The organism is Pseudomonas alkylphenolica, assembly GCF_016009175.1.
Lineage (GTDB): Bacteria > Pseudomonadota > Gammaproteobacteria > Pseudomonadales > Pseudomonadaceae > Aquipseudomonas > Aquipseudomonas alkylphenolica_B.
In genome coordinates this window covers 22,000-43,091 of the sequence record NZ_JADUCM010000035.1, presented here as the reverse complement: position 1 = coordinate 43,091, position 21,092 = coordinate 22,000, and the positions used below count along the sequence as shown (strand labels likewise).

The following is a 21,092-nucleotide window of genomic DNA, read 5'->3' as shown; positions in this document are numbered from 1 at the left end:
ATCGAGAAAGACGATTGTTAGTGTTTTACAGCGCCATTAAGGAAACATTAACTACGGGGGAAGGAATGCATCAAGGGACAAGCCCGCTCACCCTTTAGGTGACGGCGGGGACGGGCTTGTCTGGGGTTTCAGCGCATTACTGCGCCTTGGCCTGAATGTTGGCCACCGGCTTTTTGGCTGGTTCAGCCTTGACCGTGGCTTTATTCACTGGCGCGGTCGCCTTGGCTGCAGTTTTCTTCGCCTGGTCGGCCTTGGCCACAGGCTTTTTCACTGGGGCCTGTTTGGCTGGCGCTTTGGCAGGTGCAGGCTTGACGGCTTCTTCCTTGGCGACCGGGGCCACTGCTGGCGTGGATACCGGCGCTGACGCGGCTACGGGTGCCGGAGCGGCGTCGGCAGCTTTCGCTTCCGGTTGCGCGGCTGGCTTGTCATCGCTGCCAAACATCCGCTTGAACAAGCCCGGCTTGCTTTCTTCCTGTTTCGAAGTGTCTACCGCTTTCGCCGGCTTATCGGACGATCCACCGAACATGTTGGAGAAGAAATTACCTTTGCTGGCGGCTGCCGCCGTGGCGGCCGCACCGGCAACAGTGGCTGCCTTGGCGGGATCGAAGGACTTGCCTGCGGCGAGGTCTTGCACCTGGCCTGCCGCACGCTGACCGCTGCGCAGCGCGCCTTCGAGGGTGCCAGGGTACAGGGCATCAGTGTGCTCACCGGCAAAGATGACGCGCTGAACCGGACGCTCCCACAGGCGCCAGAATTTGCTGATCTGCCCCGGGCCGTAGGCCAGGTAAGCGCCGCCCATGTTGGCATCGGTGCTGTAACGGCGTACTTCATAACCGGTGAACGCACCACGGGCTTGCGGGTAGAACGCATGCAGGCGGATCAGCACCTGGTCGACCATCTGCTTGTCGCCAAAGGCCTGCAGCAGGCGGGCATTGTCACCCGAGAGGTTGATGACGACATTGGCACCACCCTTGAGCGCCGGTTCGATCCAGAGCATGCCCAGGCCGGTGTTGCTGTAGATTTCACCGGACATGCGCGCACGGCTTTCCCACACCGGGCTCTTGAACTTCAGCAACAACTGGTCGCGCCAACCGTAGTTGGTGCCTTTGAGGGCTGCCAGGTGCTGGTTGTCCAGGCCCGGGATCATCTGGATCTTCGCCAGTGCACGCAGCGGCACGGCCAGCACTACGTAGTCGGCCTGGTAACCCACGCTACCGACTTTAACAGTGACGCCGTCCTTGTCCTGGGTGATGGCGCTGACCGGCGAGCTGGTCTTGATGGTCTTCAGCTCTTTGACGAACGCCTGGGCCAGTACCGGGCTGCCACCAGGCAAGCGGGCTGCACGCAGGTCGCGGTCGCTGACGCCACGGTAGACACGGGTCTGCTGGGCAAAATACAGCAGCGACAGACGCGATGGCTCGTCGTAGCGGGTACGAATCTGCTGGTTGACCAACTGACGAGCGGTGGTCGGCAGTTGCAGCTTGTCCAGCCAGGTGGACACGTTCAGCTGGTCGAGGGCGAACAAAGTGCTGTTGGCGGCCGGGTTCTGCGGATCGTCGATCGAGCGCGCCAGGTCGTCGAGGGTCTTTTCATAGCGCTTGAGCGCCTCGGCGGTGGCCGGCTGCTTGGTGGCCAGGTCCGTCGAGCTGAAGTACTCGCCGTCGATCAGGTAGCCCGGCGTACGCACGAACTCCGGTGCCGGCTGGGTGCTGATCTTGAAGGTATCGAGGTACTGATTGAGGGTCGGCTGCGCCTTGCTGTTGCCGATCCACTCGCTGGTGGCCAGGCCCGAGCGCCCGCCCATGCCGGACTTGGCCTCCAGCAGGGTGACCTGCCAGCCCTTGCCCTGCAGTTCATATGCAGCGGTCAGGCCCGCCAGACCGCCACCCACGACGATTGCCGTCGGGGTCTTGGCCAGCGCAGCACCGCTGAACAGTCCTATCATTACGAGCGCACAGGCGCGCAGCCAAGCAGCAGACATTTTGGCGAACTCCGGATCAAAGCAGAATGTGGGGGAAGCCCCCGGAAAGAATAGCCGAAGGATACGTCACGCCAAGCCCGCTCGCCAGCAATGCCAGGTAGCTGATTGCATGCCACGGGTTGTCCTTCGTCGACGCATTGCATAGGCTTGCGCCGCACGTGCGCGCTGTCGTCGCCAGGAGAATCGAAATGGGCCTCAACCAACAGTGGATGGAACGCGACCTCAAGGTCTTGTGGCACCCCTGCACCCAGATGAAAGACCACGAACACCTGCCCCTGATCCCGATCAAACGCGGTGAAGGCGTGTGGCTGGAAGATTTCGAGGGCAAGCGCTATCTCGACGCAGTCAGCTCCTGGTGGGTCAATGTCTTCGGCCACGCCAATCCACAGATCAACCAGCGCATCAAGGACCAGGTCGACCAGCTCGAACACGTGATCCTCGCCGGTTTCAGCCACCAGCCGGTCATCGAGTTGTCCGAGCGCCTGGTCAAGCTGACACCTGATGGCCTGGATCGATGCTTCTACGCCGATAACGGCTCGTCGTGCATCGAAGTTGCGCTGAAGATGAGCTTTCACTACTGGCTGAACAAAGGCCAGCCAGAAAAAAAGCGCTTCATCACCCTGAGCAACAGCTACCACGGCGAAACCATCGCCGCGATGTCGGTCGGCGATGTGCCGCTGTTCACCGAAACCTACAAGGCCCTGCTGCTCGACACCCTCAAGGTACCAAGCCCGGACTGCTACCTGCGCCCAGAGGGCATGAGCTGGGAAGAACACTCGCGCAACATGTTTGCCGCCATGGAGCACACCCTGGCAGAACACCACGCCAGCGTCGCCGCCGTCATTGTCGAGCCGCTGATCCAGGGTGCGGGCGGCATGCGCATGTACCACCCGGTCTACCTCAAACTGCTGCGTGAAGCGTGCGACCGCTACGGCGTGCACCTGATACATGACGAAATCGCCGTGGGCTTCGGCCGCACCGGCACAATGTTCGCCTGCGAACAGGCCGGCATCCGCCCGGACTTCCTCTGCCTGTCCAAGGCCCTGACCGGCGGCTACCTGCCCCTCGCCGCGTGCCTGACCACCAATGAGGTGTACAGCGCCTTCTACGACGACTACCCGACCCTGCGCGCCTTCCTCCACTCGCACAGCTACACCGGCAACCCGCTGGCCTGTGCTGCGGCACTGGCGACCCTGGACATCTTCGAGCAAGACAACGTCATCGAACGCAACAAGGGTTTGTCTGCACGCATGGCGAGTGCCACGGCGCACCTGGTCGATCACCCCCATGTCGCCGAAGTGCGCCAGACCGGCATGGCCCTGGCCATTGAGATGGTTCAGGACAAGGCCAGCAAGACCGCCTACCCCTGGCAGGAGCGGCGCGGCCTGAAAGTCTTCGAGCACGCCCTGACCCGCGGCGCCCTGCTGCGTCCACTGGGCAGCGTGGTGTACTTCCTGCCGCCCTACGTCATTACCCCGGAGCAAATCGACTTCCTTGCCGAAGTGGCCAGCGAAGGCATTGATATCGCCACACGCGACAGTGTCAGCGTCGCAGTTCCGGCAGATTTCCACCCCGACTTCCGCGATCCGGGCTAACCGCATCGCCAACACCTACCCAGAGTTATGAGATGAGACTGTCCCGCTTCTTCATTGACGCCCCCCTGAGCCTTGGTGAGCATGACTTGCCTGAGGCCCAGGCCCATTACATCGGCCGGGTCCTGCGCATGGCCGTTGGTGACGCCGTGCAACTGTTCGACGGCAGCGGCATGGAATTCCTCGGCCAGCTACTTGAAGTCGGCAAGAAGACCGTGCGGGTGCAACTGAACGAGTCGTTTGCCGGTCAACCCGATTCCAGCCTCAAGGTTCACCTCGGCCAGGGCCTGTCCCGTGGCGAGCGGATGGACTGGGCCATCCAGAAAGCCACGGAACTGGGGGCCACGGTCATCACTCCGATCGTCAGCGAGCGCTGCGAAGTTCGCCTGAAGGATGAGCGCGCCGACAAACGGCTGGCCCACTGGCGCCAGGTCGCCATTAGCGCCTGTGAACAGTGCGGCCGCTCCAGCGTGCCACTGATCAACTCGCCGGTGTTGCTGGCTGATTGGCTCAAGGCCTGTGACGAACAGCTCAAGCTGGTTTTGCACCCGGTTGCCGAGCCGCTCACCAGCCATCAGCAACCCGCCAGCCTGGCCTTTCTGATCGGCCCGGAAGGTGGTTTGAGCGAAGCCGAAGTCGAGCAGGCCAAGGCCGCCGGCTTCCATGCCGCCCGCCTCGGCCCGCGCGTACTGCGCACGGAAACCGCACCGGTGGTGGCCCTGGCCGTGGCTCAGCAGTTGTGGGGCGACTTCTAAAGCACGTAGAAAAACACTGCGATGAAGTGCAGCAAACTGCCAGCGATGACGAACAGGTGCCAGATGCCATGCCAGTGGCGAAAGCGGCTGTCGAAGGCAAAGAAAATGATGCCGATGGTGTAGAACGCACCACCGGCAGCCAGCCAGGCAAAGCCCGCCGTGCCGAGGCTGGCTAGCAACGGCTTGACCGCCACCAGCACAATCCAGCCCATCACAGCATAGATGATGATCGACAACACCCGTGCTTCGGAGCGCGGTTTGATCTCCTGCAGCATGCCGATCAGCGCCAGCCCCCAGACCACGCCGAACAGGCTCCAGCCCCAGGGGCCGCGCAGACTGACCAGGCAGAACGGTGTATAGCTGCCGGCAATCAGCAGGTAGATCGACAAGTGATCGAGCTTGCGCATCACCACTTTGGCCTTGCCGCGCACGCTGTGATAGATCGTCGAGATGCTGTAGAGCAACAGCAGGGTAAAGCCGTAGATCGCCAGACTGACGATCTTCCAGGGGTCGCCTTGCAGACTCGCCACCACCAATAGCCAGATGGCGCCGATACAGGCGAGCACTGCGCCGACCAGATGGGTCCAGGCGTTGAAACGTTCACCGTGATACATGCGACAGGGTCCTCCAGACTACGGACAGGGTTCCCATCCTACACAGGCAAATGTTTCAAACCAGCCCTGCTTCCTCCAGCAACTGCTCAAGCGCCGGCAGGTCAGGCACTCTGGCAACCTGATCCCCCACTTGCACCGCCGCCAGCTCCAGCGCCGCCAACGGCACATCCACGTAGTTGAGCTGGCTGTCGAGCTTGCACGAACGCGGGATGCCCTGCACCAGCAAGGCAATGAAGCGCAGGCGACTGCCACCCAGGGCATTGAGCACGACGATCCGCGCCCGTTCGCCAATCCGCACTTGTCCCCCGCACGCCGCTTCGAAGCTGAGCAGTGGCAAGCGCTGGTTGCGCCACTCGATCCAGCCCAGCATCCACGGCGGCTGGTCCGTCGCCGGCGTCCCCACCTGGTAGCCGATCAGCTCGGCTACGGCGACGTTGGGCAACACCAGGCAGCGATCGGACATTGCCAGCAACAGCCCGGTCAGGCTGCTGCGACGCCCGTTGCGGGCAGATTGTTCAAGCATGGCGAGGGCTCCAGCGGGCAATGCTCTGCAGCAATACCGACTCCTGATAGGGCTTGCCCAGGTAGTCGTTGACGCCGATGGACATCGCCCGGTCGCGGTGCTTCTGTCCGGTTCGCGAGGTGATCATGATAATCGGCAAATCCTTGAGGTCGGGGTCGTTGCGTACCTGCGTCGCCACCTCGAAGCCGTCCATGCGCGGCATCTCGATGTCCACCAGGAGGATATCCGGGCGGTGCTCCAGCAACAGGGCCATGGCATCGACCCCGTCCTTGGCCGTCAGTACGTTCATGCCATGGCGTTCGAGCAAGCGGCTGGTGACCTTGCGCACTGTCACCGAGTCATCGACCACCATCACCAGCAGCGGTCGCGTCGGGGCCTGTTCGATAGCTTGCAACTGGACACCGGCAAGGGCCCCAATGCGCTGGGCATGTCGATGGTGCAAGCCGCGCAGTTGCCCCAGCAGATCAAGGATCAGCACCACCCGACCGTCACCCAGCAGGGTCGCCCCGGACAGCCCCTGAACACTGGCGAACTGCGGCCCCAGGCTCTTGACCACAATCTCGCGGCTGGCCGCCAGGCTATCGACCTGAATCGCAAACTGCTGCTCGTGAGAATGCACCAGCAGCACCGGCAACGGCAGGCTTTGGCCGAGCAGGCGTGGCTGCACGGCACCTTGCAGCAGCCCGCCCAGGTAGTGCAATTCGTAGCGATGCCCGGCGTATTCGTAATACGGCGATTCAAGCTGGTAGCAGGCTTCCAGTTCAACCGGTGGCACCCGCACGATACCTTCGATGGTATTGAGCGGTACGGCGTATTGCTCTTCACCGTACTGCACCATCAACGCCCGGTTGACCGAGACGGTGAACGGCAAGCGAATCAGGAAGCGCGCGCCTTTGCCCGCCCGGGACTCGATCACCATCGAGCCGCCCAGTTGCTTGACCTCTTCATGGACCACGTCCATGCCCAGGCCGCGCCCGGAAATCTGGGTGATTTTTTCGGCGGTAGAGAAGCCCGGTTGCAGAATGAACTGCATGATCTCGTGATCGCTCAGCACCGCCGCCGGGTCCAGCAGGCCCCGCTTGATGGCCTTGTTGCGGACCGCCTGCAACGGCACACCCGCGCCGTCGTCGCTCATTTCGATGACGATATCGGCGCCTTCATGCAGCAGGTTCAACGAAATCAACCCTTGCGCAGGCTTACCGGCGGCCTGGCGTATTTCACTGGATTCCAGGCCGTGGTCGACGGCGTTGCGCAGCATGTGCTCCAGCGGTGCCACCATGCGCTCGAGCACACTGCGGTCCATCTCGCCCTCGGCATTGCCAACGACCAGTTCGACCTGCTTGCCCAGTTCGCTGGCCACTTGCCGAACCACCCGCTGCAAACGTGGCACCAGGCGTTCGAACGGCACCATGCGTGTGCGCATCAGGCCTTCCTGCAGGTCGGTGTTCACCCGCCCCTGCTGTTGCAACAGGCTCTGTGCGTCCTGGGCGCGTACGGCGAGGGTCTCCTTGAGATCCAGCAGGTCGGAAGCGGACTCGAACAGGGCCCGGGAGAGTTGCTGCAGCTGCGAATGGCGGTCCATTTCCAGCGGGTCAAAGTCATCGTAGAGCTGGCCACCGGCATCGGCCTGTTGACGGCTGAGAATCCGTCCCTGGGTTTCGGTGTCCAGCCTGCGCAACTGATCGCGCATACGCTCCAGCGTGGTTTCCATCTCGTTGAGTGCCACCTGGGCGTCGTTGACCTGCTGTTCGATGCGCCCGCGCAGGATCGAGTGCTCGCCTGCGAGGTTGCCCAGGTCATCGAGCAGCTCCGAGGCCACCTTGACCATGTCCACCGGGCCACGCTCAGGTGCCGCTGCCGGCACGTCCACGGGTGCTGCTTCAGGTTGCGACTGCTGGGCCGCCGTATCGGCCAGTGCGGCACTGCTGAAGTTGCGGATGTAGTCGATCAGTGCCGTGGCAGCATGCAACGGCTGCTGCAGGCGCACCGCGTCGAGCATGTGTGCCAGGCGGTCATGGCAGTTTTGCAGCAGGCTGAACAGAGCGGCACTGGCTTGCAACTGCCCGGCGGCCAGCAACTCGTAAAGAAACTCCAGCTCATGGGCCAGGTCGCCGATCGGCGCAATCTGCACCATGCGCGCGCCGCCCTTGAGGGTGTGCAGGTCGCGCAACAGGTTCTCGATCTCGACGCTGTTGCGCGGCTCGGCCTGCCAGCGCAGCAAGGCAGCGCCTGAGCTTTCGACGATATCGAAGCTCTCCTCAAGGAAGATTTCCAGCAGCTCTTTGTCGCCGGCGTCTTCAACCGGGTCTGCGACCTTTTCCAGCACAACGGCAGGCGGTGCGCTATGACGATACTCACGCAGTGCTGCCAGCAACTCCACCATCGAAGCGGGCGCAGCACCGGCCTGCAACTGCTCAAGCACCCGGGCCAACTGAGCGTGGCTGCGCTTGAGCAAGGCGACCAGTTCTGGAGTCGGCGCAAAGCGTCGATCAACCAGGCCTTCGTACACCAGCTCAAGTTCCTGGGCCAGCACCTCGACCGTGCCAAATTCGGCCATCTGCGCCCCACCCTTGAGGGTCTGCAGATCGCGTTGCAACGATGACAGCGCCGAGCCATTGTCCGGGTCAGCCAGCCAGCGTTCCAGCGTCTGATCGGCGCTTTGCAGCACATCGTTGGCTTCTTCGAGAAACAGCTCCACCACCGCCGGATCGACGGCCAGGGCCGCCGTGGCAGCACCCAGATCGGCGATCTGTGCCTGGCCACCCTGATGGCGGATCAGGCCTGTGGCGTCGGGCGCCAGCGCTTCGTCGAGCAGTTTGCTCAAGGCCTCAAGGCGTTCCGGACGCGGGCTCACCTCCTGACCTGCGGCCAACTGATCGAGCATGTCGATCAGTGCCTCATGGGCCTGCTGGGCCTGTTCGAAAAAATGCGCACTGACTGCCAGGCTGCTTTCTTCGACCGCCCCGTAAAGGTCCAGCAAGGCCTCACACAATTCATCCACCTGCCACAAGTCAGCCAGGTGCGCGCTCTGGCCCAGGGTGGTCAGCTCGTCGAGCAACGCATTGAGCTCCTGGCGCTCGCCGGGATGCTCCTGCCAACGCAGCAACAGCGATTCGGCATCGAGCAGAATATCCATGCCCTGGGCAAGAAAGCTGGCGATCAATTGCGGATCGCGTTTGATCCTGCCGCCCTGGCGCGGTGCCTGCTGCAAGGCCTGCAGGCGGGCATCGACCACCTGCTGAATATCCTCGATCAGCGTCGAGGCGCCATTGATCGGTGCCTGAGGCGCGCTGCCCAGTTGCTCCAGGCCGCGGCGCAACAGCGGCTCGGCGCTCTCCAGCAGGTAAATCTCTTCAATGTCGAACGCCAGCTGGTGGGCCTTGAATTCCCTTGCCAGCAGGTCGAGCGCCGTGGCCAGCTCGGCAATGGGCTTCACACCGGCCATGGCCGCGCTGCCCTTGAGGGTATGAAAGGCGCGCTGCAAACTGTCGCTGACCGGTTGCGGCAAATGCTGGTCGGCCGCCGCCAGGAAGCGCTCGAGGCTGGCCAGGTGTCCCAACGCCTCGTTTCGGAAAATTTCCACCAGTTGTGGGTCAATGGCCTCCTGACTGTCCGCCTCATGCGGCGCGTCGTTCATGGCCAGGGCGTGCAGGCGCAGCGACAACTGCTCGAGGTCCTTGCCGATCTGCAGGTTCCCGTTGGCAAGCGCCACCAGCAACCCGGGAAACATGTCCAGGGCCTGCTGCAGACTGGCCAGCGGCGCAGCGCCGATTTCCACGCGTCCTTCAAGCACGCGGTTGAGCAGGTGCTCGGCGGACCATGCCAACTCTGCCAGACCTTGTGCCCGCACCATGCGCCCGCTGCCCTTGAGGGTGTGCAGGCCACGGCGCAGCTCGATAAGTGCATCACGGTCGCCGGTATTGGCCTGCCAGCGTGCCCACTGGCGATTGAGTTCGGGCAACAGTTCCTGGGCTTCTTCGAGGAACACCTCGCGAAGTTCTTCATCGACGACGGGTTCTTCAACCACCGCCGCCTTGATCTCCACCGCAGGTTCCGGCGCCGGGGCAAAGCCCAGGGCTGCCAGGCTGGACTGCGCCTGCTCCAGGAACGACCAGGGGTTTGCCTGAGGGTCGGCGTTCAGCCACTGCAAATAGCACTCACAGGCGCTCAGTGCATCCGCCAGGTGCGCCAGTGCAGCGTCATCCGGCGGGGCGCTGCCGAGCATGCTGGCCTGGACGTAATCACCGCACTGGCCGATCAGGGTTGCTGCACGGGGCAACATCAGCATGGCCAGGGCGCCACGGATCTGCTGCAGCAATCCCGGCAACGACTGCAACCGGTGGGGCTGCCAGCCGGCCTCAAGGCAATCGCCTATCTGGTCCTTGACCTGCTGCAACACGGCATGGGCTTCCTCCAGCACCAGCTGACGGATCTCGGCCAGGTCGGTACCCGGCAGCGAGCTCTGGCTCGGGTGCTGCTCCAGCGGGCCGACCATGCCGGCCAGGGTCGCCTCGACATACAGCAGCGCACCCGCAACATCCATCAACACTGCGTCGTCCACCGCGCGCTGGCCCTGGGCCAGGCTCTGCAGCACCCATACCTGGTCAATAATCACCCGCCTGGGTTGGCCAAAGCCAAGCACCGCCAAGGTATCGGCAATCTGCCGCAGGGGCGAGAGCAAGGGTTGCAAGTCATCAAGACGCTGACGGTCACCGCGCACGAACAGGTCAAGACGCTCCTTGACCCGCATCAAGTCGTCGCACAACGCCGCCACCACCGAACGCAAGGCATCGCGATCGGTACCGGCGTGCAGGCGCTCGCGCAACGACCCCAACGAAAGGTCGAGGTTGGCCAGCTCGTCGGCAGCCACCGGCGCGGCGCCCGACACACTGCTCTGCCCCAGCGGCTCGACGCCACGTTCGGCACGCAGTTGATTGAGCACCGGCAACACCACCAGCGGCAGATCACGCCGGGCACTGCGCAGCCGCTCAAGGTACAACGGCAACTGCTCAAGACCGCGAAACAGCGCGCCCAGGGCTTCGCCACGCTGAGCGACACGCTTTACGCGTAAGGCCAGGCCCAGTTGCTCCAGCTCTTCGGCCAACAGGGCCGCGCCGCTGAGCTCGAGCATCACCAGGCAACCGCGCACCTGATGGAGGTTGTCGGTAAACCCGGCCAGCACCTGCTCATCGCCAGGCTCTGCTGAGAACTGCTCCAGCGCCAGGCGTGCCTGTCCGAGGCACTCGGTGATGGCGCCCTTGACCCAGGCCAGGGCCACTGTGTCGTGCCGCTCAGCCATATCTGCTCCCGATGCCATGCTCACGGACGCACGCTCATCGCGGCGATGTCGGTGGCAAGGTAAAACCGGACACCGAACGACGCATTTCACTCGCCATGCGCGCCAGGTTGCCGATGCTGTCGGCCGTCGCACTGGAGCCTGCCGAGGTTTGTGAGGTGATCTGCTGGATCACCGCCATGGTATGCGAGATCTGCCCGGCCGAAGAGGTCTGCAGCTGAGCGGCATCGGAGATGCTGTGGATCAGCTCGGCGAGGGTTTGCGACACGCCTTCGATTTCTTCCAGGGCGACGCCGGCATCCTGGGCCAGGCGCGCACCGCGTACCACTTCTGCGGTGGTCTGCTCCATGGAGATCACCGCTTCGTTGGTATCAGCCTGAATGGTGCGTACCAGTGCCTCGATCTGCCGGGTGGCAGACGATGAACGCTCCGCCAGGCGCTGGACTTCGTCGGCAACCACCGCGAAGCCACGCCCAGCCTCGCCGGCCAGCGACGCCTGGATCGCCGCATTGAGCGCCAGAATGTTGGTCTGGTCGGCAATGTCGTCGATCAGACTGACGATATCGCCAATTTCCTGGGAAGACTCGCCCAGGCGCTTGATGCGCTTGGCGGTGTCCTGGATCTGCTCGCGAATGTTGTCCATGCCATGGATGGTGTTGTGCACCACCTCGTTGCCCTTGTTGGCAATGGCCACCGAGCGCTCGGCCACCTTGGCCGACTCGTAGGCATGGGTGGACACCCGGTCGATGGACTCGACCATGTCGCCCACCGCCACCGACGCTTCGGTGATCTGTTCGGCCTGGTGCTCCGAGGCCTTGGCCAGCTGACGGGCCGTGGTCTGGGTGTCCTGCACGGCGCTGGCCACCTCCTCGGCACTGAGGTTGATGGTGGCCACCAGATCGCGCAGCTGGTCGATGGAGTAATTGATCGAGTCGGCAATGGCGCCGGTAAAGTCTTCCGTCACCGAGACCATCACGGTCAGGTCGCCGTCGGCCAGGTCTTCTATTTCGTCGAGCAGGCGCATGATCGCCTGCTGGTTGCGCTCGTTCTTTTCCGCGGTTTCACGCAGTCGCCGGTTGGACTCACGCACCATCACCAGACCGATCAGGATGATCGACGCCAGGGCCAGCAGGCCCAATACATAGCCCCCGACGGTATCCAGGGTGCGGCCACTGGCCAGGTTTTCGAAGCCGTTGGCCAGACGCGAAGCTTCGTCGAGCAGGGTCTGCGACTGGTTGAAGATGTTCCCGGCCGCCTCGCGCACGCGGAACAACTCCGGCGAGGTTTCAAGAATTTCATCCACGGAGCCGGCGACAAACTGGAACAGCTCGGCGATCTCGCCCAGCCGCGCCCGGGCATCGGGGTCCTGAACCCGCGTGACCTGGATGCTCGGGTTGCCTGCAAGCATGCCCTCGAGCACCTGGCCGAAACGGCTGGCATCACGACCGAAGGCATCCGCCGCCTGCACCGAGGTGTCATCACCGGCGAGCACTGTATTCACCGAACCGAGAATACGTTCGGCCAACAGCGACTGGCGCTGGGCCACCGCCACCTGATTGGCCGGTGCACCGCTCTTGAGCAGAATATCGACAACCTGTTCGTATTCAACCTGCAGCTGCGGCACGGTCTCGGCCAAGGTGGCCGCGACCTGATGCAACGACAACACCGTCTGTTCGCTGGCCAGGATCGTGTCGGTATTCTTGCGCAGGCCTTCCCAGTCGCGCAGCACGGCGTCCATTTCGTTGCGCACCGCCGGTGGCGCCGCAGGCAGGCCCGTGCTTGCATCACCCTTTTTCAGGTAATCCCAGCGCTGCTCGAAATCGTTGCGCGCCTCACTGAGCAAGCGGAACGCCCGCGCCTTGCCCGCCGCCGCCTCGGTGGCGTTCTTGGCAATGCGCTGGGACAGCACCCGCAGTTCGCCGGCGTGACCGATGTACTGCTTGTCGTAGTTGGCCTGGGTGTTCAGGTAGGCGAAGTTGGCGAACAACAGCACGATCGACAGGATCAGCACGACGAACAACGCCGCGATCCGGGCGCTGCTGCGCGAGCCTTGGGTCAAAGTAGCCGTCTTGGTATTGGTCACGACTCTGGCATTCCTTTACAACGCCACATCAAGAAAACCCGGCGCCTGGGCCAGGGCCAACGGACTGAAAATGGCCCAGCAACGTTGCTGCTGGAAATGGCCCTGAACGAAGGGTGCCGCGCCGTCCAGCAGGGGTTTGGGTGGTGACAGGTCAAGGCTGTGCAGCGGAAAATGCTGCAAGCCTACAACCTCGTCGACCAGTAACCCGGCAAACAGCTCTTCGTGATCGAGCACCAGTACCCGCCGCTGCTTGCGCGCTGCCGACAGGCCCAAGCCGAAAAAACCGCACAGGTCCATCACCGGCAGCAAACGTCCGCGCAGGTTGGCCACGCCACTGACCCAGGGTTTTACCCCCGGGATCCGACTCAAGCGCGGCTCGTGCAGGACTTCAGCCACCTCGCCCATGGGCGCGACGAACCACTGGTCAGCGATACGAAAGCCGATGCCGCTCCAGCTCTGCAGCCGCGCCTCCTGCAGCGGCAGGTCCGCCGCCAGCAGGCGGCAGCGCCGGTCGATGTCGAGCAGCAGTTCGAACGCCGTCAGTGACTCGCCCATGGGCTGCTTGATCAACCTTTGAGAACGCCGTTGAGCACCTTGATCAGCGTGTCTTCATCCACAGGTTTGGTCAGGTAGTCGCTGGCGCCCTGGCGCTTGCCCCAGACCTTGTCGGTTTCCTGATCTTTAGTGGTGACGATAATCACGGGAATGGATGCAGTTTCCGGGTTTTTGCTCAACTGGCGGGTGGCCTGGAAACCGTTTACGCCGGGCATGACAATATCCATCAGCACCGCGTCGGGCTTCTCCTGAGTAGCCAGGGCCACGCCATCGGCGCCGTTCTCGGCCTTGAGTACCTGATGCCCGTGTTTTTCGAGCATTCCGGTCAGTTTGTACATTTCGGTCGGCGAATCGTCGACGATCAGAACTCGGGCCATGCTGTTCCCCATCAAAGGAATGAACGCCGCGGCGCTGGCGCGGCGTCAGGGTGCGTGTTGTTCTTCTGCGGCGAACCCGGGCACATGCGCCCTGATTGCGTCCAGCAGCTCTTCCTTGCTGAAAGGCTTGGTCAAAAATTGATCAGAGCCGACCACACGGCCCCGGGCTTTGTCGAACAGGCCATCGCGGGACGACAGGAGAATCACCGGTGTGTCCTTGAAAGCGCTGTTGTGCTTGATCAGGGCGCAGGTCTGGTAACCATCCAGACGCGGCATCAGCACGTCGACAAATATGATCTGCGGGTGCTGGTCGACTATCTTGGCCAGGGCATCAAAGCCGTCGGTGGCCGTGATGACCTCGCAGCCTGCTTCACTGAGCAACATTTGTGCGGTTCGACGGATCGTTTTGGAGTCATCGATCACCATCACTTTCAGTGCCGTGCCGGGCTGTTCCATAATCGCTCTACCATCGCTGCTCAGGCGTCGCCTGGAAGGGCCGTGCAGGCCACGTGCCAGGCCTTTTTAGCACACTCTGGGGGTGCATTCCATCGGCCCGCGCCACGGCCCGCCCAGGATGCGTTTTTCCCTTGACCGCCGGCGCTGCGGGCGCCACCCTGATGCCACTTTTCATTCGAGCTACTGCGGCATAGCGCCGCCGAGAGGAACTACCCCATGAGCGTTCGCCTCGGGATTGTCATGGACCCCATTGCGTCCATCTCCTACAAAAAGGACAGCTCGCTGGCCATGCTGCTCGCCGCCCAGGAGCGCGGCTGGTCGTTGTTCTACATGGAGCAACAGGATCTGTACCAAGGCCAGGGCCAGGCCCGTGCGCGGATGCGCCCGCTGAAAGTGTTTGCCGACCCGCAGCACTGGTTCGAGCTGGACGCCGAGCAGGACAACGCCCTGAGCGACCTCGACGTGATCCTGATGCGCAAGGATCCGCCGTTCGACATGGAGTTCGTCTACAGCACCTACCTGCTGGAACAGGCCGAAACCGCCGGCGTGCTGGTGGTCAACCGCCCGCAGAGCCTGCGTGACTGCAACGAAAAGCTGTTCGCCACCCTGTTTCCGCAATGCACGCCGCCGACCCTGGTCAGCCGTCGCCCCGACATCATCCGCCAGTTCGCCGCCGAACATGGCGACGTGATCCTCAAGCCGCTGGACGGCATGGGCGGTACCGGGATCTTCCGTCACCGCGCGGGCGACCCGAACCTCTCGGTGATCCTCGAGACCCTGACCCTCAACGGCGCCTCGCAGATCATGGCCCAGGCCTACCTGCCGGCGATCGTCGAGGGCGACAAGCGCATCCTGATGATCGATGGCGAGCCTGTGCCGTACTGCCTGGCGCGCATTCCTGCCAGCGGTGAAACCCGTGGCAACCTGGCCGCCGGTGGCCGCGGCGAAGCCCGTCCGCTGACTGACCGCGACCGCTGGATCGCTGCACAGGTCGGCCCGACCCTGCGTGAGAAAGGCCTGCTGTTCGTCGGCCTGGACGTGATCGGTGAGCACCTGACCGAAATCAACGTGACCAGCCCGACCTGCATTCGCGAGATCGACAACGCCTTTGGTACCGCTATCGGCGCACAGTTGATGGATGCCATTGATCGCAAGCTCAAGGCGCGCTGACCGCCGACGCGAAGCTACTGCGCAGAGTGGGGTATCATGCGGGTCGTTTTTTTGACCTGTGCACTCGCTCTGCCGGTTTTTCGCCGGCCTTGTGGTTGCTGGATACCCGATGACGCTGCCTGCTGACATCCCTGCCGACTTCTCCCCGCCCCGCGTTCGCCCGGCGGACCGGCTCGGCTTTACCCTGTTTCTGGCAGCTCTGCTGCACCTGGCGCTGATCCTCGGTGTGGGCTTTACCTTCGCCAAACCCGAAGAAATTCGCCGCACGATGGAAATCACACTGTCCACCTTCAAGAGCGAGAAAGCGCCGGAAAAGGCTGACTACCTCGCCCAGGACAACCAGCAGGGCAGCGGCACGCTGGACAAGAAGGCGGTGCCGAAAACCACCGAAATCGCGCCGTTCCAGGACAGCAAGATCAACAAGGTCACGCCCCCGCCGGCAGCCAAGCCCGAGGTGCAACCACAACCGGCCCCGCCCAAGGCCGTGGTGACCACCCAGGCACCCAAGCCGCAAAAAGTCGAAACCCGGCCCAAAGAAGCCAAGCCGCAGCCAAAACCCAAGGCTGCCACTCCCGAATTCGACAGCTCGCAGCTGTCCAGCCAGATAGCCAGCCTCGAAGCCGAGCTGTCCCCCGAACAGCAGCTGTACGCCAAACGCCCGCGCATCCATCGCCTCAATGCGGCCTCGACGATGCGCGACAAGGGCGCCTGGTACAAAGACGAATGGCGCAAAAAGGTCGAGCGTATCGGCAATCTCAACTACCCCGACGAAGCGCGCCGCCAGCAGATCTACGGCAGCCTGCGGCTAATGGTCTCGATCAACCGCGACGGCTCGCTCTACGAAGTCCTGGTACTGGAATCCTCCGGCCAGCCGCTGCTCGACCAGGCCGCCCAGCGCATCGTGCGCCTGGCCGCGCCCTTTGCACCGTTTACCGGCGATCTGGCCGAGTTCGACCGCCTGGAGATCATTCGCACCTGGCGCTTTGCACGCGGCGACCGGTTGTCCAGCAACTGACTCTGACGCACCTACAACAGGCTTGTCAGTGAGGCGTCCCAACGCCACACTATCAACCATGAAAAACCTCAGCCCGAGTTACCTCAAGCACCAGTTCCTGATTGCCATGCCGCACATGGCCGACCCGAACTTCGCGCATACCTTGACCTACATCGTCGAGCACAACGCCAATGGCGCCATGGGGCTGGTGGTCAACCGCCCGCAAGAGCTGAACCTGGCGGATATCCTCGAGCAATTGCGGCCTGAGGTCGAAGCGCCGGCCAGTTGCATCCACGTGCCCATCTACCTGGGCGGCCCGGTACAGACTGACCGCGGGTTTGTCCTGCACACCAACGACAAGACCTTCCAGGCCACCGTCCAGCTCGATGGCCTGTCGCTGTCCACCTCCCAGGACATCCTGTTTGCCATCGCCGATGGCGCCGGGCCAAAGCAAAGCCTGATCACCCTCGGCTACGCCGGCTGGGAAGCGGGCCAACTGGAAGCGGAACTGGCTGACAATGCCTGGCTGAACTGCCCGTTCGACCCTGAAATAATCTTTGGCATGGCCTGCGAGCAGCGCCTTGAAGCCGCCGCGGCGAGCCTGGGCATCAACCTCAGCCTGCTCACCAGCCAGGCGGGGCACGCCTGATGGCCGAATTGCGCCTGCTGCTGGGCTTTGACTACGGCACCAAACAGATCGGCGTCGCGGTTGGTCAGGTCGTTACCGGCCAGGCCCGCGAGCTGTGCACCCTGAAAGCCCAGAACGGCGCGCCGGACTGGGCCCAGGTGGAAAAACTGATAAAGGAATGGCAACCCGATGCCATCGTCGTTGGCCTGCCGCTGAACATGGACGGCACGCCCAGCGAAATGAGTGCCCGCGCCGAGAAGTTCGCCCGGCGCCTGAACGGCCGCTTCAACCTGCCCGTGCATACTCACGACGAACGCCTGACCACCTTCGAAGCCAAGGGCGAACGCATGGCCCGCGGCGGCCAGCGTGGCAGTTACCGCGACAACCCGGTGGATGCCATCGCCGCGGCCCTGCTGCTGCAAGGCTGGCTGGAGGCCAATACCGGGCAATCCTGACCATCGGATTCAAGCCGGGCAGCGCTACGCCCCCGGTCTATTGAGGAGCAAGCATGAGCCTACCCAATCCCGCCGAACTGATCCGGCAGATGGCTGTCGACCTTCGTGCCCATCTGGCCCGACGCAACATCACCGAACCCCGTTTCATCGGCATCCGCACCGGGGGTATCTGGGTGGCCCAGGCCCTGCTCGAAGAACTGGGCAGCGACAGTGCGCTAGGCACCCTCGACGTCTCGTTCTATCGCGACGACTTCAGCCAGAACGGCCTGCACCCGCAAGTGCGCCCTTCCGACCTGCCATTCGAGATTGAAGGCCAGCACCTGATCCTGGTGGACGACGTGCTGATGAGCGGCCGTACCATCCGCGCCGCCCTCAACGAACTGTTCGATTATGGCCGTCCGGCCAGCGTAACCCTGGTCTGCCTGCTCGACCTGGATGCCGGCGAGTTGCCGATCCGGCCGAATGTGGTCGGTGCGACGCTGTCGCTGGCCGCCCATGAACGGGTAAAATTGACCGGACCCGCGCCGCTCGCTCTCGAGCGCCAGGACCTCGCTTCCGCTTCCGCCCTTTAAGAGTCCATCGCGATGACGCCAATCGACGCCAAGCGCCCGCTGCAGCTCAATGATCAGGGCCAGCTGCGCCACTTTCTTTCGCTCGACGGTTTGCCCCGCGAACTGCTGACCGAAATCCTCGACACCGCCGACTCTTTCCTTGAAGTCGGTGCCCGGGCCGTTAAAAAAGTCCCGTTGCTGCGCGGCAAGACCGTGTGCAACGTGTTCTTCGAGAACTCCACGCGTACCCGCACCACCTTCGAACTGGCCGCCCAGCGGCTGTCGGCGGACGTGATCACCCTGAACGTGTCGACTTCCTCGACCAGCAAGGGTGAAACCCTGTTCGACACCCTGCGCAACCTTGAAGCGATGGCTGCCGACATGTTCGTCGTGCGCCACGCCGACTCGGGTGCCGCGCACTTCATCGCCGAGCACGTGTGCCCGGAAGTGGCGATCATCAACGGCGGCGACGGCCGTCACGCCCACCCGACCCAGGGCATGCTCGACATGCTCACCATTCGTCGGCACAAAGGCAGCTTCGAGAACCTCTCGGTGGCCATCGTCGGCGATATCCTGCATTCGCGGGTGGCCCGTTCGAACATGCTCGCGCTGAAAACCCTGGGCTGCCAGGACATCCGCGTGATCGGCCCGAAAACCCTGCTGCCGATCGGCATCGAACAATATGGCGTGAAGGTCTACACCGACCTCGAACAGGGCCTGAAGGATGTCGACGTAGTCATCATGCTGCGCCTGCAGCGTGAGCGCATGGCCGGCGGTCTGCTGCCCAGCGAAGGCGAGTTCTACCGCCTGTTCGGCCTGACCACCGCACGCCTGGCCGGGGCCAAGCCCGATGCCATCGTCATGCACCCGGGGCCGATCAACCGCGGCGTGGAAATCGAGTCCGCCGTGGCCGATGGCGCCCACTCAGTGATCCTCAACCAGGTCACCTACGGTATCGCGGTGCGCATGGCCGTACTGTCCATGGCCATGAGCGGGCAGAACGCCCAACGTCAATTCGAGCAGGAGAACGCCCAGTGACCCTCAGTATTCTTGGCGCCCGGGTCATTGATCCCACCAGCGGCCTGGACCAGATCACCGACCTGCATATCGATGCCGGCAAGATCGTCGCCATGGGCGCGGCACCTGCCGGTTTCTCCCCGGCACGCAGCATCGACGCTCACGGCCTGGTCGCCGCACCCGGCCTGGTCGACCTCAACGTAGCGCTGCGCGAACCCGGCTACAGCCGCAAGGGCAGCATCGCCAGCGAAACCCGCGCGGCAGCGGCCGGCGGCGTCACCAGCCTGTGCTGCCCACCGCAGACCAAGCCGGTGCTCGACACCTCCGCCGTGGCCGAGCTGATCCTCGACCGCGCCCGCGAAGCCGGGCACAGCAAAGTGTTCCCGATCGGTGCCCTGAGCAAGGGCCTGGAAGGCGAACAGCTGGCCGAGCTGATTGCCCTGCGTGATGCCGGTTGCGTGGCCTTCGGCAACGGCTTGAACGCCTTCGCCAACAACCGCACCCTGGCCCGTGCCCTGGAGTACGCAGCCACCTTCGACCTGACCGTGGTGTTCCACTCGCAGGATCGCGACCTGGCGCAGGGCGGCCTCGCCCACGAAGGCGCGATGGCCAGCTTCCTCGGCCTGCCGGGCATCCCGGAAACCGCTGAAACCGTGGCCCTGGCGCGCAACCTGCTGCTGGTCGAACAGACCGGCGTGCGCGCGCACTTCAGCCAGCTGACCAGCGCCCGCGGTGCACGCCTGATCGCCCAGGCCCAGGAACTCGGGCTGCCGGTTACCGCCGACGTTGCCCTGTACCAGCTGATCCTCACCGACGAGGCGCTGCGCGACTTCTCCAGCCTCTATCACGTGCAACCTCCGCTGCGCACCCGCGCCGACCGTGACGGGCTGCGTGAGGCAGTGAAGTCCGGTGTGATCCAGGCGATATCCAGCCATCACCAACCGCACGAGCGCGATGCCAAGCTGGCGCCGTTCGGCGCCACCGAGCCGGGTATCAGCAGTGTCGAACTGCTGCTGCCGCTGGCCATGACCCTGGTGGAGGACGGCCTGCTCGACCTGCCAACTTTGTTGCAACGTTTGTCAGCCGGCCCGGCCGATGCCCTGCGCCTGCCGGCTGGCCATCTGAAAGTTGGCGGCGCCGCCGACCTGGTACTGTTCGACGCCAAGGCCTCGACCGTTGCCGGTGAGCAGTGGCGCTCCAAGGGCGACAACTGCCCGTTTATCGGCCACTGCCTGCCGGGCGCGGTGCGTTATACCTTGGTCGATGGGCATATCAGCCACGAAGCGTGATGTTGTCGGGGCCGCATTACGGCCCGATCGCCCGCTAGGCCGGCTCCCACAGGGTCTGCATACACCGGCCCTTGTGGGGCCGGTCTTTGCGGCGATGAAGCCCAGAAGGCTGACCGCTCGTCCTTGCAGGTTGAAATCCTTCCCTGCACCCCCATATGAGTCTGCATCAGGCATTTTCGCCCCGCTGCGTGGAGACTCTCCCTTGACCACCATCGTTTCAGTTCGTCGCCACGGCAAAGTCGTCATGGGCGGCGACGGCCAGGTTTCTCTCGGTAATACCGTGATGAAAGGCAACGCCAAGAAAGTCCGCCGCCTGTACCACGGCCAGGTCATCGCCGGCTTCGCTGGCGCCACCGCCGACGCATTCACCCTGTTCGAACGCTTTGAAGGCCAGCTGGAAAAGCACCAGGGCCATTTGATCCGCGCCGCCGTCGAGCTGGCCAAGGAATGGCGTACCGACCGCTCCCTGAGCCGTCTGGAGGCCATGCTGGCCGTTGCCAACAAAGACGCCTCGCTGATCATCACCGGCAACGGTGACGTCGTCGAACCCGAGGACGGCCTGATCGCCATGGGCTCCGGTGGCGCCTACGCCCAGGCCGCAGCCCGCGCCCTGCTGCAAAAGACCGACCTCTCGGCACGTGAAATCGCCGAGACCGCCCTGAATATCGCCGGTGACATCTGTGTGTTCACCAACCACAACCTGACCATCGAGGAGCAGGACCTGGCCGAGTAATTCAGCTGTTCTGGCGCCCGGCC

Annotated in this window: 18 protein-coding genes; 10 read left to right on the top strand and 8 right to left on the bottom strand. The window is 63.6% G+C overall.

Features of this window, described 5'->3' with window-relative positions; translation table 11 throughout:
• Nucleotides 1-136: 136 nt before the first annotated feature.
• Entirely contained in the window at nt 137-1,981 is a 1,845-nt protein-coding gene (locus I5S59_RS22680; RefSeq protein ID WP_197878567.1) for a flavin monoamine oxidase family protein, read from the bottom strand.
• A 188-nt stretch (nt 1,982-2,169) separates the two neighbouring features.
• Between I5S59_RS22680 and I5S59_RS22675 the strand changes: the two genes are divergently transcribed.
• Both I5S59_RS22675 and I5S59_RS22670 read left to right on the top strand, forming a co-directional pair.
• Nucleotides 2,170-3,576 carry an adenosylmethionine--8-amino-7-oxononanoate transaminase gene (locus tag I5S59_RS22675; RefSeq protein ID WP_197878566.1) on the top strand — a complete coding sequence of 469 codons (1,407 nt, stop codon included), beginning with the start codon at nt 2,170-2,172 and terminating at the stop codon, nt 3,574-3,576.
• 32 nt (nt 3,577-3,608) lie between these two features.
• Nucleotides 3,609-4,328 carry a 16S rRNA (uracil(1498)-N(3))-methyltransferase gene (locus I5S59_RS22670; RefSeq protein WP_197878565.1) on the top strand — a complete coding sequence of 240 codons (720 nt, stop codon included), beginning with the start codon at nt 3,609-3,611 and terminating at the stop codon, nt 4,326-4,328.
• On the opposite strand, the gene trhA is transcribed toward I5S59_RS22670, so the two are convergent.
• Genes trhA through pilG form a run of 7 tightly spaced genes read right to left on the bottom strand, consistent with a single transcriptional unit; the run spans nt 4,325 to nt 14,232 of the window.
• Nucleotides 4,325-4,942: a PAQR family membrane homeostasis protein TrhA gene (gene trhA / locus I5S59_RS22665; protein WP_197878564.1), complete on the bottom strand. Its 618-nt coding sequence runs from the start codon at nt 4,940-4,942 to the stop codon at nt 4,325-4,327. The genes I5S59_RS22670 and trhA overlap by 4 nt on opposite strands.
• 55 nt (nt 4,943-4,997) lie before the next feature.
• Complete coding sequence (locus tag I5S59_RS22660) at nt 4,998-5,465, bottom strand: chemotaxis protein CheW (RefSeq protein ID WP_197878563.1); 468 nt, start codon at nt 5,463-5,465, stop codon at nt 4,998-5,000.
• Nucleotides 5,458-10,764, bottom strand: a complete 5,307-nt coding sequence (locus tag I5S59_RS22655) for an Hpt domain-containing protein (protein ID WP_197878562.1) — start codon at nt 10,762-10,764, stop codon at nt 5,458-5,460. The genes I5S59_RS22660 and I5S59_RS22655 overlap by 8 nt, the downstream gene beginning before the upstream one ends.
• Nucleotides 10,765-10,798: 34 nt before the next feature.
• Complete coding sequence (locus tag I5S59_RS22650; RefSeq protein ID WP_197878561.1) at nt 10,799-12,844, bottom strand: methyl-accepting chemotaxis protein; 2,046 nt, start codon at nt 12,842-12,844, stop codon at nt 10,799-10,801.
• Between the two features lie 15 nt (nt 12,845-12,859).
• A complete protein-coding gene (locus tag I5S59_RS22645) occupies nt 12,860-13,399 on the bottom strand; it encodes a chemotaxis protein CheW (protein ID WP_420066468.1) in 540 nt (179 codons plus the stop codon).
• 11 nt (nt 13,400-13,410) lie between these two features.
• A complete protein-coding gene (gene pilH, locus I5S59_RS22640; RefSeq protein WP_128321640.1) occupies nt 13,411-13,776 on the bottom strand; it encodes a twitching motility response regulator PilH in 366 nt (121 codons plus the stop codon).
• A 45-nt stretch (nt 13,777-13,821) separates the two neighbouring features.
• The gene (pilG, locus tag I5S59_RS22635; protein WP_128321641.1) at nt 13,822-14,232 is read right to left on the bottom strand and encodes a twitching motility response regulator PilG; all 411 of its coding nucleotides are present in this window, start codon (nt 14,230-14,232) and stop codon (nt 13,822-13,824) included.
• A gap of 216 nt (nt 14,233-14,448) precedes the next feature.
• Between pilG and gshB the strand changes: the two genes are divergently transcribed.
• The 8 genes from gshB (at nt 14,449) to hslV (ending at nt 21,069) form a co-directional block, all read left to right on the top strand.
• Nucleotides 14,449-15,402 (top strand): glutathione synthase, encoded by a 954-nt coding sequence (gene gshB, locus I5S59_RS22630; RefSeq protein WP_197878559.1) that lies wholly within the window; start codon nt 14,449-14,451, stop codon nt 15,400-15,402.
• A gap of 109 nt (nt 15,403-15,511) precedes the next feature.
• The gene (locus I5S59_RS22625; protein WP_197878558.1) at nt 15,512-16,417 is read left to right on the top strand and encodes an energy transducer TonB; all 906 of its coding nucleotides are present in this window, start codon (nt 15,512-15,514) and stop codon (nt 16,415-16,417) included.
• A gap of 58 nt (nt 16,418-16,475) precedes the next feature.
• On the top strand, nt 16,476-17,045 hold the full coding sequence (locus tag I5S59_RS22620; RefSeq protein ID WP_197878557.1) for a YqgE/AlgH family protein: 570 nt from the start codon (nt 16,476-16,478) through the stop codon (nt 17,043-17,045).
• On the top strand, nt 17,045-17,479 hold the full coding sequence (gene ruvX, locus I5S59_RS22615) for a Holliday junction resolvase RuvX (RefSeq protein WP_128321645.1): 435 nt from the start codon (nt 17,045-17,047) through the stop codon (nt 17,477-17,479). The genes I5S59_RS22620 and ruvX overlap by 1 nt, the downstream gene beginning before the upstream one ends.
• 53 nt (nt 17,480-17,532) lie before the next feature.
• On the top strand, nt 17,533-18,051 hold the full coding sequence (pyrR, locus tag I5S59_RS22610; protein WP_197878556.1) for a bifunctional pyr operon transcriptional regulator/uracil phosphoribosyltransferase PyrR: 519 nt from the start codon (nt 17,533-17,535) through the stop codon (nt 18,049-18,051).
• A 12-nt stretch (nt 18,052-18,063) separates the two neighbouring features.
• Nucleotides 18,064-19,068 (top strand): aspartate carbamoyltransferase catalytic subunit, encoded by a 1,005-nt coding sequence (locus I5S59_RS22605; RefSeq protein ID WP_197878555.1) that lies wholly within the window; start codon nt 18,064-18,066, stop codon nt 19,066-19,068.
• On the top strand, nt 19,065-20,336 hold the full coding sequence (locus tag I5S59_RS22600; protein ID WP_197878554.1) for a dihydroorotase: 1,272 nt from the start codon (nt 19,065-19,067) through the stop codon (nt 20,334-20,336). Before I5S59_RS22605 ends, I5S59_RS22600 begins: the two co-directional genes overlap by 4 nt.
• A 202-nt stretch (nt 20,337-20,538) precedes the next feature.
• Entirely contained in the window at nt 20,539-21,069 is a 531-nt protein-coding gene (hslV, locus tag I5S59_RS22595) for an ATP-dependent protease subunit HslV (RefSeq protein ID WP_028945572.1), read from the top strand.
• Nucleotides 21,070-21,092: the final 23 nt, after the last annotated feature.

What these genes read in the sequence shown, in the direction of transcription:
- pyrR (WP_197878556.1), top strand. Translation starts at nt 17,533, where the DNA reads ATGAGCCTACCCAATCCCGCCGAACTGATCCGGCAGATGGCTGTCGAC.
- I5S59_RS22645 (WP_420066468.1), bottom strand. Translation starts at nt 13,399, where the DNA reads ATGGGCGAGTCACTGACGGCGTTCGAACTGCTGCTCGACATCGACCGG.
- gshB (WP_197878559.1), top strand. Translation starts at nt 14,449, where the DNA reads ATGAGCGTTCGCCTCGGGATTGTCATGGACCCCATTGCGTCCATCTCC.
- I5S59_RS22620 (WP_197878557.1), top strand. Translation starts at nt 16,476, where the DNA reads ATGAAAAACCTCAGCCCGAGTTACCTCAAGCACCAGTTCCTGATTGCC.
- I5S59_RS22660 (WP_197878563.1), bottom strand. Translation starts at nt 5,465, where the DNA reads ATGCTTGAACAATCTGCCCGCAACGGGCGTCGCAGCAGCCTGACCGGG.
- I5S59_RS22605 (WP_197878555.1), top strand. Translation starts at nt 18,064, where the DNA reads ATGACGCCAATCGACGCCAAGCGCCCGCTGCAGCTCAATGATCAGGGC.
- ruvX (WP_128321645.1), top strand. Translation starts at nt 17,045, where the DNA reads ATGGCCGAATTGCGCCTGCTGCTGGGCTTTGACTACGGCACCAAACAG.
- I5S59_RS22680 (WP_197878567.1), bottom strand. Translation starts at nt 1,981, where the DNA reads ATGTCTGCTGCTTGGCTGCGCGCCTGTGCGCTCGTAATGATAGGACTG.
- I5S59_RS22670 (WP_197878565.1), top strand. Translation starts at nt 3,609, where the DNA reads ATGAGACTGTCCCGCTTCTTCATTGACGCCCCCCTGAGCCTTGGTGAG.
- pilG (WP_128321641.1), bottom strand. Translation starts at nt 14,232, where the DNA reads ATGGAACAGCCCGGCACGGCACTGAAAGTGATGGTGATCGATGACTCC.
- I5S59_RS22655 (WP_197878562.1), bottom strand. Translation starts at nt 10,764, where the DNA reads ATGGCTGAGCGGCACGACACAGTGGCCCTGGCCTGGGTCAAGGGCGCC.
- I5S59_RS22625 (WP_197878558.1), top strand. Translation starts at nt 15,512, where the DNA reads ATGACGCTGCCTGCTGACATCCCTGCCGACTTCTCCCCGCCCCGCGTT.
- pilH (WP_128321640.1), bottom strand. Translation starts at nt 13,776, where the DNA reads ATGGCCCGAGTTCTGATCGTCGACGATTCGCCGACCGAAATGTACAAA.
- trhA (WP_197878564.1), bottom strand. Translation starts at nt 4,942, where the DNA reads ATGTATCACGGTGAACGTTTCAACGCCTGGACCCATCTGGTCGGCGCA.
- I5S59_RS22675 (WP_197878566.1), top strand. Translation starts at nt 2,170, where the DNA reads ATGGGCCTCAACCAACAGTGGATGGAACGCGACCTCAAGGTCTTGTGG.